Source organism: Achromobacter sp. NPDC058515 (assembly GCF_042721735.1).
In the GTDB taxonomy this organism is placed as follows: Bacteria; Pseudomonadota; Gammaproteobacteria; order Burkholderiales; family Burkholderiaceae_B; genus Achromobacter.
Map to the genome: position 1 here is coordinate 281,209 of NZ_JBHXNI010000005.1, position 12,634 is coordinate 293,842.

Genomic DNA, 12,634 nt, shown 5'->3' on the forward strand with positions numbered 1-12,634 from the left:
GGGTTCAGAAAGTATTGACGGGATGAGAGGGGGCCTCGCCGCGCAGCAGGCGCAGCATGTCGTCCACGGCGCCGGCGCTCATGCGGCGCATGCTGGTGGCGGTGCTGCCGGCAACGTGCGGGGTCAGCAGCACGCGCGGCGCGCGCCGGATGGCGGCATCCTCGGGCAGGGGCTGCACGTCATGCACGTCCAGCGCCGCGCCGCCCAAGGCTTGGCGCGCCAGGGCGTCGGCCAGGGCCGCCGTATCCACCACGGGACCGCGCGCCACGTTGATCAGGATTGCAGTGGGTTTGGCCAGCGCGAGCGCGGCGGCGTCGATCAGGCCCCGCGTCTGCGGCGTCAGCGGGCAGCACAGTACGATCACGTCCGACTCGCGCATCAGGGCCGCCTTGTCCACCGCCTGCACGCCGGCGGGCAGCGCGTCGGGCCGGCGCGTGAGTCCCACGGTGCGCATCCCCAGGGCCTGGGCCAGGCTTGCCAGCTGCGCGCCTATGGTCCCGACGCCCACGATGCCGCAGGTCGTGCCGCGCAGCTCCGTGCCGCTATCCGCCATCGAACGCGCCGGCGCCCACCCTTGCGCGCGCAAGACTGCGTCCATGTCGGCCAGGCCCCGCCGCAGATGCAGCATGGCGCCCAGGCAGTACTCCACCACCGCGGTGGTGTTGGAGCCCGGCAGGTTGGCGACGGCGATGCCGCGCCCGGTGGCCCGCTCCACCGGAATCATGTCCAGTCCGACGCCATGCCGCACGACGGCTCGCAGCCGCGGCGCATGATCGAAGATGTCCTCGGGCAGATGGTTGCGGACGATCAGGCCCTGCGCCTCGCGCACGACGGCGCGCAGGGAATCGGCGCTGCCGTCCGCCGCCACATGCACTTCGCAGGCCGAGGCCAGTCTGGCGTGAGCCTCGGGGTGGATAGGGGAGGTCAATGCAACAACAGGCAAGGCGGACATCGTTTAGTGATCCTCTATGACGGGGGTGGTCAACGTTCCCAGGCCGGGCAGCGCCACGCGCATGACGGCTCCGGGCCGCAGCCACGCGGGCGGATCATGCGAGGCGGCCACGCCTGCCGGGGTGCCCGTGGCGATGATGTCGCCCGGATCCAGCGGCATTTGCGCCGACGCATGGGCAATCAGGGCGGGGATATCGAACACCAGGTCGGCGGTCGAGCCCCGCTGGCGCAGGACGCCATCCAGATGCAGCGTGATGGGCACGGCGTGCGGGTCGGCCAACTCGTCGGGCGTGGCCAGCCACGGCCCCAAGGGGCAGAACGTCGGCTGGTTCTTGCCCCGGACAAACCCCTTGTCCGCGCGCACCATGTCCGTGGCGCTCACGTCGTTGACAATGACGTAGCCCGCGACATGGTTCATGGCGTCCTCGCGCGCCACGCGCAGGGCGGGACGGCCGATCACCACGCCCAGCTCCGCCTCGTAGGTCACGTTGCCCGCGTCGCGATGCAGGCGCACCGCGACGCCGGGGCCGATGACGGTACGTCCGGACTTGATGAACAGAACCGGCTCGGCGGGCGGCGCCATGCCCCGCTCGCGCAGCGCATCGTGGAAGTTGAAGGCCGCGCCCACGACCTTGCCGGGCCGCGGCAGCGGCGCTGCCAGGCGGACCTCTTCGGCCGGCAATCGCGTAGTCCGCGGATAGGCGCTGTCCGCCAGCCTGGCCGCAATCGCCGGCAGATCCATGCTTACCCATTCAAGCAGGGACGGCGGCAGGCGCCTGGCCCACTCGGGCCCGTCGGCATGGAGGGCATCCACGACCTCGCGCCCATCCGCCGACAGAAAGCCGGGACGTAGTTGGCCATCGCGGCCATGGAAGGTGACAAAGCGCATGCGTCAGGCGACCCGGTAGCGATCGATCACATCGCGCTTGATCTCGATGCCCAGCCCGGCGCCGGTCGGAATCTGGACCACGCCCCGGTTCTGCACGATCGGATCGACGGTCAGCAGATCGCGGAAAGGGTTTTCGCACTGCTCGAACTCCAGCAGCGGCGGCATGGGACGGAAGCTGGGCGGCTGGTCCGGCAGGGCCGCCAGGAAATGCAGGGTGGCGGCCAGCCCGATGGCCGACCCCCAGGCATGCGGCACGCACTCGACCCCATGGGCCGCCGCCAGCGTCGCGATCTTGCGGCACTCGCTGATGCCGCCGGCCGCGCACACGTCGGGCTGGACGATGTCCATGGCCTTGCGCGCGACGATGTCGCGAAAGCCCCATCGGGTGAATTCGTTCTCCCCTCCCGCCACGGCCATGTCCAGGGCGCGTGTCACCTCGACATAGCCGTCCAGGTCCTCGGGCGAGATCGGTTCTTCAAACCATTCGACGTCCAGCTTCTCCAGCTCCCGGCCCAGCCGTATGGCGGCCGGCACGGTAAAGCAGTGGTTGGCGTCCACCATCAGGCGCACGTCTGCGCCCACTGCCTCGCGCACCGCCCGCACCCGCTCCAGGTCGAGCTTGGGCGAACCCAGGCCGATTTTCATCTTGATCGCGGTAAAGCCTTCGGCCACATAGCCCTGGGCTTCCTCGACCGCCTCTTCGATCAGCCTGTCCATGTCGATGAAGTACAGGCCGGTGGCGTAGGAATGCACTTCCGTCCGATGGGCCCCGCCGATCAGCTTGTGTATGGGCTTGCCGCAGATTTTTCCGATGATGTCCCACAGCGCGATGTCGATCCCGCTCAAGGCCGAGATGGCCATGCCCTTGTTGCCGTAGTCCTTGATGCGGTTGTAGAGGTCTTCCCAGATGACCTCGACATCGAAGGGATCGCGGCCGATGATGCGCGGGCCGTACTGCGATTCGATGTAGGCGCGCGCCACTTGCGAGGGGCCGTAGCACTCTCCCCAGCCCACCACGCCATCGGCGGTCTCGATCTCTACGATGCACGACCCGCGCTGCTTGTACAGCCAGCCGCGCGAGGAAGTGAATGGCCGTTCTACCGGTGCGCTCACGACGTGGCAGGTGACTTTCTTTATCTGGCTCAACGTATTGCTCCCTTGGAGGCGGTTTATTTCGCGGAAACGAAAACTCTTTTGGCGACATCGTTCAGGGTGGCCTGGACGTTCTGCACTTCCTTGTCCAGCGCCTGGCCCGTCAGGTCGTCGACCAGGAAGCCGTTCTGCGCCGCGAAGGCCTTGAACTTGTCGCTGCGTATGGCCTTGTCGAAGATCTCGATAAGGCGCTTGCGCACGTCATCGGGAATGCCGGCGGGCGCCACCACGTAGGCCATCTGCACCAGGGGGCCATAGGGAAAGACGTCGTAGCCCTTTTCCTTGAACGTCGGCACATCGGGATACAGCGCCAGCCGCTCGTTGGCGAAGACGCCGATCGGCTTGACGTACTTGGCGTCGATCTGGGCCTTGCTCTCCGAGGGCTTGAGCACCCCCGCGCTGATCTGCTTGCCCGACAGGTCGGCGATGACGCGCGAGCCGCCGGGGTACGGAACGTTCACGTAGTCCGTGCCGGCCGCGCGCGCCGTCATCTCGGCAAAGATGTGATTGAGGTTATTGTTGCCGGGCGTGCCGATGGACACTTTGCCCGGGTTCTTCTTCATCTCGGCCAGGAACGCTTCCAGGGTGTCCGGGCCGTCGGCCGGCACCAGCAGCATCAAGGGGTCGGTGGACACCCGGGCGATGTGCGAGAACTGCTCGTTCTTCAGCGGCGTGATGTTCTGCGCGATCTGCGCCAGCGTCGAGCTGGTGCCCATGCCCACCACATAGCCGTCCCGGTCGGCGTTGGCCACTTTGGTCATGCCGATGGCGCCGGTGGCGCCGGGCGCGTTCTCCACCACCACGTTCACGCCCTGTTCGCTGATCAGCTGCTGCAGCATCCGCGCGGCGATGTCGTTGGAGCCCCCCGCATTCCAGGGCACGATGAACCGGATCTCGCGCGCGGGGTACGTCTTGTCCGCGGCATGCGCCAGCGGGATGCTGCAGGCCAGGGCGGCAGCGCCCAGGATGAGCTTGGACAGAACGGACATTTTCGGTCTCCTCCGAAAGTCGCCATGAGGACGCTTCGAGAACCGCCTCTCAGGGCCGTTTTAGGTAATTTTGCGGTACTCTATCATTCGTTATAACGAATAACAATGGCTATTTATCCTACGGCCCCAGCACGCAAATGCGAGAATGCGGGGTCAGCGGTCTTATCTGTAGAGGATGTTCTGTGCCCGATTTTTCCAGTTCGCCTGGTGCCCCCACCGATGTCCGCACGGCGATCCTGCGCCCCCTGGAGCGCGAGACCCTGTGGGACCGCGCCTATGCGGCGCTGCGGGAGGCCTTGCTGAATGGGCGCTACGCGCCGGGACACCGGATCGTGCTGCGCGAGGTCGCGGCCGAGCTGGGCATCAGCCTGACGCCGGTGCGCGACGCCGTGAACCGCCTGATTGCCGAACGGGTGCTCGAACGCGGCACCGGCGGCCAAGGCGGAGGCGCGATCGTGCCGCATGTGGATGCGCGCATCTTCCAGCAGCTGGTGATCATGCGCGCCGAGATCGAGTCCCGCGCGGCATTCGAAGCCGTGGCGCATGCCACGGACGCGGATGTGCAGACGCTACGCGGCCTGCATGCCGGGATGGCGCAGCTTATCGACGCCGAGCCGCGCCAGGGCTACCTGGACGTGCACCGGCGCTTTCACTTCCATCTGTATGCCTTGAGCGGACTGGATGTCATCCAGGACAGCATCGAGACCTTGTGGCTGCGCTGCGGGCCGGTGCTGAACATGGTGCTGCCCGAGTACGTCCCGCACCTGAAGGCGACGGACCACCACGCCGCCGCCGTGCAGGCGCTGGCGGCGCGCGACGCCCCGGGCGTGGCGCAGGCCATTCGCGACGACATCGTCGAGGCCGGCAAGTACATCCACGGACTGTTGATGCAAGAGACGGGAACGCACTGAGCAGGGTGGATGCCCGCGCCGCCTAAAGGCTCGCCCCTCCATCCACCACGAGCAGCAATCCGGTCACGTAAGAGGAATCGTCGGCCGCCAGGAAAAGGGCCGCATTCGCGATATCCCAGGGCGAACCCTGGCGGCCCATGGGGCAGCGCGAGTCCCTGAATTTGTGGCCTACGGCGGCTTCGGCCTCGCTCGCGTAGAGCGCATCCGCGTGGGGCGTGCGGATCATTCCTGGAACGATGCAATTGCAGCGGACCTGGTCCGCCGCATACTGCCGCGCAATCACTTTGGTCATGTGGTTCAGGCCCGCCTTGGCGGTGCTGTACGACAGGAACTGCATGGGACTCCACTTCAGGCTCGCGGTGGACGAAACATTGATGATGGACCCGCGCTTTTGCCGCTGCATGTAGGGCAGGACAGCTCGGGATGCCGCCATGGCGCCCCTGACATTGACCTCCATCACCTTGTCCCATTGATCATCGTCGACCGCGAGCAGATCCCCCTGCACCTCGATCCCGACGTTGTTATGCAGCACATCGATGCCGCCGAAGGCTTGCGCCACCTCTTCGATTACGCGGTTCACCTGGGCCGATTGCGTGACGTCCAGCTCGTAGGCGTGCGCGCTTCCGCCCTCCGCCTTGATCAGCTCGGCCGTTTCCTGGGCTGCCGACAGGTCGCGATCGGTGCAGATCACCACGGCTCCCTCGCGCGCGAACGTGATCGCGCAGGCCGCCCCATTGCCGACCTGGTCGGCCTGCGTGAACGGCTTCTTGAACGTGCCCGCGCCGGTAACCACCGCAACTCTTCCAGCCAGCTTCATCTTTGCTCCCAGGTTTTGCATATCGGATCAGGTCGAATCGATTCAGTTCATCGACGCGCCGCCGTTGATGTCGAGCGTCGTTCCGGTGACATAGCTGCTCAGCTCGCTGGCCAGGAACAGGCAGCCGTTCGCGATTTCTTGCGGCCTGCCCGCGCGCTTCAAGGGCCAGTCCCGCGCGGCTTCGTCCTTGCTTTCATCGGACCGGCCGGTGCGCGAGAAATCCGTGGTGATCAGGCCCGGCGCGATGGCGTTGACCCGGATGCCGCTGGGGCCGAACTCCTTGGCCATTGCCCGCATCATGCCCAGCACGCCGGCCTTGGCGCCGCAGTAATGCGCGCCCCCGAAGATGCCGCCCCCATTCTGGGCCGACAAGGAGGAAATGCAGACGATGCTGCCTGAGGACCGCGCAATCATGAACGGCATGACGGCTTTCGAGAGAAAGAACACGCCGTTGAAATTGACGCTCGCGACCCGGTTGAAGTCCGCCTCCGATATCTCCTGAAAAGCGGCCTTCTGAGTGATCGCCGCGTTGTTCACCAGGATGTCGATCTGGCCGGACGACCACTCGGCGACCTGGTTCACGGCGGCGCTGCACTGCGCCATGTCGCTCACGTCGCAGCGCAGCGCAAGCACCCGCGCGGGGTCGGGATCGATCTCTCTGGCCGCCTCTTGCGCCAGGGGTTCGTCCAGGTCAAGAATGGCGACGCGCGCGCCATGCTCGACAAAGATCCGCGCCGTGGCCTTGCCGATCCCTTTCGGGTGAGAAGCGCCGGAAATGATGGCGACCTTGCCTTCCAACAATTTCATATGAACCTCGGGATGCAAGCCGGGCGCCCGGTGTTTCCGGACGCCCGGCAACTGGAACACGGATTATTGAGGCTTGATTCCGGCCTCTTGCGCCACGGCCTTCCAGGCCTTGATATCCGCCTCGTTGGCCTTCTCGTGCGTGGGGCCGGCGATGTAGTGCGCGGTAATTCCCAGGCCCAGCAGCTTCTCCACGACCGCGGGTTCAGCCAGAGTCTTCTCCAGCATCGACGACAGCTTCGCCACGACCGGCTTTGGCGTTCCGGCGGGGACGTACATCGCCCAATTGAGCTCGCGATCGAAGTCGACCCCCTGCTCCTTGTAGCTGCGCACGTCGGGCACGCTCGGCGAGCGCTGGGTACAGACCGCAAGCGCCTTGACCTTGCCCTGCGTGACCATGGGCGTGGCCGTGGCCATGTCGACAAACCCCACGTCGACGTGGCCGCCGATCACATCCGTGATGACCTGCGTCGTCCCCTTGTAGGGCACATGCTGCAGCTTGAGATTGCCCTTCTGCACCAGCACTTCGCCGCAGAAATGGCCAGTCGACCCCATGCCCCAGCTGCCGTATTGGATGGGCTCCTTGCGCGAGGACGCCAAGGCTCTCAAGCCGGCGATGTCATTGGCGGGAAAATCGTTGGCGGCGACCACCAGGATCGAGGACGTGCCAATCGCGCCGATGGAAACGAAGTCCTTGACCGGGTCGTACGGCAGATTGCTGTAGACCGAAGGAGAGAGCACGTGCGTCGACATGCCGCCGATGGTGATGGTGTAGCCATCGGGCGTGGATCGGGCAACCGACTGGATGCCTATCGTTCCGCCGGCGCCCGGCTTGTTCTCCACGATGACGGGCTGCTTGAGCTCCGCGGCGAACCGCTCCGCCAGGATCCGGCCCAGCGTATCCCCGCCGCCTCCGGCGGAGAAGGGCAACAGCATGCGGACGGGGCGATTTGGATAGTCTTGCGCCTGGACCGCCGGCGCGGCAAGGACGGCCGACAGCAGCATCGGCAATAGAACGTGCTTCATTTAGTCTCCTTGGATGGTCTGCCCTGGGCGGGGACTCGTTATTGTGAAAACGTTTCTACAATTCTGCTACGTTGATCCAAGGAAATGTACTAGGGTTTACTCCATAAGCAGAGATAACGTTTACGCAAAACGTGAATCGCCGCCATCCGGGCGGCGTCCCTGCCGCCTGCGCCCTAGGGGTATGCCGGAATGGAGCCCTGGACACGCGGTCCGGATAATGCCGCACAGATGCAGCCCTCTTTTTCCATCCGATGACTTCCCCCCTGGCCGAAACCATAGTTGGCGATCACCCGTCCATCATCGCCCTGCGCGACCTGGTGCTGCGCGTGGCGCGCAGCCGCGCCAGCACCGTGCTGATCTATGGCGAGACCGGCACCGGCAAGGGACTGGTGGCCCGGGCCCTGCACGATCACTCCAGCCGGGCCGAGAAAGGCTTCACCGAGATCAATTGCGCGGCCATTCCCGGCAATCTGCTGGAATCGGAACTGTTCGGCCATGAACGCGGCGCGTTCACGGGCGCGGTGACGCGCAAGGAAGGACTATTGGAGATCGCGCATGGCGGCAGCGTGTTCCTCGACGAGGTGCGCGAACTGGAGCCCATGATGCAGGCCAAGATCCTGACCCTGCTGGACAGCAGGCGGTTCCGGCGCATAGGCGCCGTGCGCGAGTTGTCCACCGATGTGCGCTTCATCGCCGCCACCAACAAGATTCTGCTGGGCGAGGTCAATGCCGGCAAATTCCGCGACGATCTCTACTACCGGCTGCAAGTCGTATCGATCAATCTGCCGCCGCTGCGCGAGCGCGGCGATGACGTCTTCGTGCTGGCCGAACGCTTCCTGGCGCGCTTCAACCGCACCCACGCCAGCGGCTTCAAGCGCATCGCCCCCGCGGTCGAACAGGCCTTCCGGCGCTATGCCTGGCCAGGCAATGTGCGCGAGCTGGGCAACCTGCTGGAGCGCATCTGCATCCTGGAGTCCGGGGATACCGTGGGCCTGGAGCATCTGCCCGCGCGCATCGTGAGGGGCACGCCCATGCCGGAAACGGGCGGGTATGCGGAGCGCACCGCCCATTTCCAGCGCGACATGATAGAAACGGCGCTGGCCGCCGCCGCGGGCAACGCCGGCCGCGCCGCCGGGTCGCTGGGGCTGTCGCGCCATGCGTTGCGGCACCAGATGGCCAAGCTTGGATTGATCCAAAGCGACGACCCGGCCTGAAATGAGCCCAGCCGGCCTGGATCGGCGCGAGTGGGCTTGAAGCCGCTTATTCCACGCTGATGTGATGGCTTTGCGCGACCGTGCGCCATTGCGCAAGGTCGTCGGCCACGCGGCGGCCGAAGTCCGCGCTGCTCAGCGCGGCCGGCGCCGTGCCGTCCATGTCCAGGAGCGCGGTGGTCTCCTTTGATTTCGCGATGCGGTTGATCGCGTCGTTGTAGGTATCGATCAGGTCTTGCGGCGTCCCCGCCGGCGCGAACACGCCCACCCAGATCTCGACGGCATAGCCGGGCAGCACGCTGGCGGCGGGCGGCAATGCCGGAAAGGCCGGATGCGCGCCAGGCGCGGTCGTGGCGACCAGCCTCACCTTGCCGCCCTGCACCAGCGGCGCAAGGGAACTGTAGTTGGCCAGCATCAGGTCGATCTGTCCGCCGGCCAGGTCCGACGCCGCATTGGCGGCGCCCTTGTAGGGCACATGGGTCATGGCGACCTTGGCCGCCTCGTTCATCATCGCCGTGGCCAGATGCGCCAGCGAACCAATGCCGGCCGTGCCATAGTTCAGCGCCTCGGGCCTGGCGCGCGCGGCATTCAGCAAGGCCGGCAGATCGGCATACGGCTTGGCGCCGGAGACCGCCAGCACCAGCGGACCCTGGCCCACCATGGCGACCGGCGCGAAGCTCTGGACCGGATCGTAGGGCATGCGCGGCTGCGTGGCCGCCGACGTGAGGAACGAAGACGAGGTCAGCAGCAGCGTGGCGCCATCCTTGGCCGACTTCGCCACATACTCCGAACCAATCACGCCCGCCGCGCCGACGCGGTTCTCGACGATGACGATGGTCTTGAGCCGTTCGGCCAATTGCGGCGCAATGGCGCGCGCGATCGCATCGTTGCTGGCGCCGGCCGAGAACGGCACGACGATCTTGATCTGCTTGGGCACCGCGCTCTGCGCGGCCGCCGGACCCGCCAGGGCGCAAGCCAGCAGCGCCATGCCGCGAATCAGGTTTTTCATGTGTTTTCCCCTTGTCTTGTAGGCCGGCCGCGCCCTGCAGGCGCGGCCGGCGCATCCGCTTAAAGCGCCACGGGCAGATCCAGCAGCGGCGCATACTGCTGCGCGCCGAAGATGTCTCCGTCGCCGGCCGAGCCGCTGGGCCGCAGGCGGTAGATCGTGAACTTGATCGCCAGGCCGGGATCGTATTCCACAAAGTCGGAGATGCGCTCCTGGTCGATCCGGTATAGCGCGGCCATGGCGTCGCGCGTCAGCGCGCGCGAACGCCTGACGGCGTCATAGGTGTCGCGGTCGCGGAAGATGATGTCGAACGTGATCTTGTTCACGCCCGCGTTCTTGCTGCGTATGGTCTTGGCGAGTTCGCTCAGTTTGCGGGTGTTCATGCTCTCAGGCCTCGGTCATGTGGGTTTGGAACAGTTCGAACACATCGTCCACGGGAATGGTGTGATTCAGCGTCCAGCGGTAGGCGGCGCTCACGCGCACCACCTCGTCCAGCGGAAAGGCCACCGAACCCGCCGTGCCCTTCACATCGGGCAGGCGCGCATAGAACATCTGGCGCAGGCCGATAAGGGTCAACTCTTCGGCCATCTCGGCCGTGGGCGCCACGCCCTGCACCATCACGCACAGTTCATGGCCCGGCTGGTCCCGCAGCGGCTCCAGCTCGCCCATCACGCCGTCGCGGCCATAGACCTTGTAATGCAGCTCGTAGCCGCCATCGCCGAAGCGCTCGCGCACCTTCTCGCGCGCCCAACCGATGACGCGGTCCACATTGGCGATCGTGTACGGATCGCGGATGCCGCACAGGCCGATGTAGCGTTCGCCCACCTTGCCTGAGCCTTCGAGCTTCACGGTGATCTTGCCGGCGGGCACGAAGCGCGACCCGGTAATGCGGGTGGTCTTCTCGCTGATCTGCTCATAGCGGCATTCGCTCATGTCGAGCTTGCCGCCCGCGAAGAACTCCTCGTAGGGATTGGAGCGCTCATACATTGCGTGGCCTGCCACCGACGCGATGGTGCAGCGCTGATCGGGATGCATGGCCGTGACCCGCACGTCTTCATGGCTGATCTCGCCCAGCACGGTCTCCTTGCCGCCGTAGGGCTCGGCGCAGAACGACGCGCACTCCAGGACCTTTCCAAGGTAGTAGGCCTGGTCGGCCGCAAAGCCGTGGTGCAGCGCCGGGGCGGCGAAGACCGCCGCATCCGAGCTGCGCCCGCCGATGATCACATCGGCGCCGGCCTCCAGCAGTTTCAGGTAGGGCTGCACGCCCGCCACCGCCACGATGCGGTCCGTGGCGTCCAGCTCCGCTTCGACCAGATCGGCATAGCCGTCCAGGCCGGCAATGGCGGCGCCGGCGCGCATCTTGCCGCGCACGAACTCCGGGTCGACTTCGGAATAGAAGTAGCCGATCTTGAAAGGCTTCAGGCCATGCTGCTTCGCCAGTTCCTTGATGATGCGGACGTACAGGTCAACCCGGCTGTTCGAGCCGGTGTCGCCGGCGGACCCGATGATCATCGGCACGCCCTGCGCGCGCGCGGCCAGCAGCATCTGCTCCAGGTCGTGGCGCTGCCAAGCTTCGGGGCTGGTGGAGGTGTCGGAGCCCAGGGGCACGGGGCCGACATCGTCGCTGCCCGAATCGGCGGCAATGTAATCGGGCTGCCCACGCACGCCGGCCTGGAAACTCTCGGTACGCAAGGGCGCGAAGCCCAGGTGTCCATTCGGACAAATAATTCTCAAGGAGCGCATCTGTCTGACTCTGGTGTAGTGATACAAGGCCACGCGGACCGTGGCCTTGTAATCAATGCAAACACCGTGCCAGATTGGCGGAGGGAAGAAACTTCCAATAAATCAGGGGATTGGCAGTTCAGTCCGGCCGATTGCACGCAGGAAAATGCGTGAAAAGCGCGCAGTTGGCGTGAAAATAGCGCTTTTTGTTGAGCGTTTTCACCGTGAAAGAGAGAAATAAAGTCGGTCGCGGACGGTCGCTGCAACTCCTTGATTTTGTGAGACTTCGAAGATTAGAAAACTAGGCTCAAAGTCGGTCGCGGAGTTTGGCGTTCGTGGCGTTAGGGCAGTCGAAGCGCGGGAGATGGGGTGTGCCTGCGTTTCACCTTAGACAGGACGATGCCGCAATCCCAAAGGGTCTAACACGGGTGTCCGGAACGCCGCCCTGGGCGGGGGCGGCCGTCGGGAGACCGCTCGCTTTCGGCCATGCGCGGACGGTAACAACGCCCAGATTAAGCCGAGCCGCGAAGTGGCCGGGGCTCGGACGAATTGTTAGCCGACAGATCTCTAGCGTGCATATTGAGTCACATAGTCCTGCTTCTTGTCGTTCCAGTGAAAACTTAGTTTGGTAACTATTGAGGTGTCATTGGCAATGATACTGAAGAAGCCTATCAGATCCTCAATTAGAAACTCATAAGCCCACTTGTGACGCATAAAATCAGAAAATACGAGCATGCTCTTGAAGGCGGTGCCTTCCGACCATGTTTGCATCCAGTAGTAGTGAATAAGTTGATTGCAAACTTCAACGACGGCAAGTTCTGATGGCTCTGGATTGTTCAAGTCAAATCGGTCTTCAGGGAAACCTGCCCCGATAAAAGTGAAAGGCCTACTCCCGATTTTCTTGTATCGAATTACGGGAATTCTTGCGCCACGAGCGCGGTCATTTGCCTTCGGTCGCTCGAGGAGAGAGCGTACTTGAAACGCAACCAGCATCAGGCGCCGCTCGTACAGCACAAGCTGTTTCTCCGACCATCTACGGTAATTGCGATGCTTCTTGAGCCACGCCAACTCGGCTCGCAGTTCCTGGCGCCAATAGGTTGATTCAATCATCTTCTATATAAAGATGTCAGACTACAGTTCCGCAATTTGGGAGGCG

The 12,634-nt window shown here is 64.8% G+C and carries 13 protein-coding genes; 2 read left to right on the forward strand and 11 right to left on the reverse strand.

Annotated elements, in window-relative coordinates; genetic code table 11:
• Positions 1-4: 4 nt before the first annotated feature.
• The 4 genes from ACFWP0_RS12060 to ACFWP0_RS12075 are packed head-to-tail and all read right to left on the reverse strand — an operon-like array spanning position 5 to position 3,981.
• On the reverse strand, positions 5-952 hold the full coding sequence (locus ACFWP0_RS12060; protein WP_377842257.1) for an NAD(P)-dependent oxidoreductase: 948 nt from the start codon (positions 950-952) through the stop codon (positions 5-7).
• Between the two features lie 3 nt (positions 953-955).
• Positions 956-1,840, reverse strand: coding sequence for a fumarylacetoacetate hydrolase family protein (locus ACFWP0_RS12065; protein ID WP_377842258.1), 885 nt, complete (start codon positions 1,838-1,840; stop codon positions 956-958).
• A gap of 3 nt (positions 1,841-1,843) precedes the next feature.
• Positions 1,844-2,953, reverse strand: a complete 1,110-nt coding sequence (locus tag ACFWP0_RS12070; protein ID WP_377842260.1) for a mandelate racemase/muconate lactonizing enzyme family protein — start codon at positions 2,951-2,953, stop codon at positions 1,844-1,846.
• Positions 2,954-3,009: 56 nt separating this feature from the next.
• Complete coding sequence (locus tag ACFWP0_RS12075; RefSeq protein WP_377842262.1) at positions 3,010-3,981, reverse strand: Bug family tripartite tricarboxylate transporter substrate binding protein; 972 nt, start codon at positions 3,979-3,981, stop codon at positions 3,010-3,012.
• A 182-nt stretch (positions 3,982-4,163) separates the two neighbouring features.
• Between ACFWP0_RS12075 and ACFWP0_RS12080 the strand changes: the two genes are divergently transcribed.
• A complete protein-coding gene (locus ACFWP0_RS12080) occupies positions 4,164-4,892 on the forward strand; it encodes a GntR family transcriptional regulator (protein WP_377842263.1) in 729 nt (242 codons plus the stop codon).
• A gap of 22 nt (positions 4,893-4,914) precedes the next feature.
• Here the strand turns inward: ACFWP0_RS12080 and ACFWP0_RS12085 are convergent, their stop codons facing one another.
• The 3 genes from ACFWP0_RS12085 to ACFWP0_RS12095 form a co-directional block, all read right to left on the reverse strand.
• Positions 4,915-5,709, reverse strand: a complete 795-nt coding sequence (locus ACFWP0_RS12085) for an SDR family NAD(P)-dependent oxidoreductase (RefSeq protein WP_377842264.1) — start codon at positions 5,707-5,709, stop codon at positions 4,915-4,917.
• Positions 5,710-5,751: 42 nt separating this feature from the next.
• Positions 5,752-6,516 carry an SDR family NAD(P)-dependent oxidoreductase gene (locus ACFWP0_RS12090; protein ID WP_377842266.1) on the reverse strand — a complete coding sequence of 255 codons (765 nt, stop codon included), beginning with the start codon at positions 6,514-6,516 and terminating at the stop codon, positions 5,752-5,754.
• Positions 6,517-6,579: 63 nt separating this feature from the next.
• Complete coding sequence (locus ACFWP0_RS12095; protein WP_377842267.1) at positions 6,580-7,539, reverse strand: Bug family tripartite tricarboxylate transporter substrate binding protein; 960 nt, start codon at positions 7,537-7,539, stop codon at positions 6,580-6,582.
• 251 nt (positions 7,540-7,790) lie between these two features.
• Between ACFWP0_RS12095 and ACFWP0_RS12100 the strand changes: the two genes are divergently transcribed.
• Positions 7,791-8,753: a sigma 54-interacting transcriptional regulator gene (locus ACFWP0_RS12100; protein WP_377842269.1), complete on the forward strand. Its 963-nt coding sequence runs from the start codon at positions 7,791-7,793 to the stop codon at positions 8,751-8,753.
• 46 nt (positions 8,754-8,799) lie between these two features.
• On the opposite strand, the gene ACFWP0_RS12105 is transcribed toward ACFWP0_RS12100, so the two are convergent.
• The 4 genes from ACFWP0_RS12105 to ACFWP0_RS12120 form a co-directional block, all read right to left on the reverse strand.
• Positions 8,800-9,759 (reverse strand): tripartite tricarboxylate transporter substrate-binding protein, encoded by a 960-nt coding sequence (locus ACFWP0_RS12105; protein ID WP_377842271.1) that lies wholly within the window; start codon positions 9,757-9,759, stop codon positions 8,800-8,802.
• A gap of 59 nt (positions 9,760-9,818) precedes the next feature.
• Positions 9,819-10,139, reverse strand: coding sequence for a DUF4387 domain-containing protein (locus ACFWP0_RS12110; RefSeq protein ID WP_377842272.1), 321 nt, complete (start codon positions 10,137-10,139; stop codon positions 9,819-9,821).
• Between the two features lie 4 nt (positions 10,140-10,143).
• Positions 10,144-11,499 carry an acyclic terpene utilization AtuA family protein gene (locus tag ACFWP0_RS12115; RefSeq protein WP_377842274.1) on the reverse strand — a complete coding sequence of 452 codons (1,356 nt, stop codon included), beginning with the start codon at positions 11,497-11,499 and terminating at the stop codon, positions 10,144-10,146.
• 546 nt (positions 11,500-12,045) lie between these two features.
• Positions 12,046-12,588: a hypothetical protein gene (locus tag ACFWP0_RS12120; RefSeq protein WP_377842275.1), complete on the reverse strand. Its 543-nt coding sequence runs from the start codon at positions 12,586-12,588 to the stop codon at positions 12,046-12,048.
• Between the last annotated feature and the right edge of the window lie 46 nt (positions 12,589-12,634).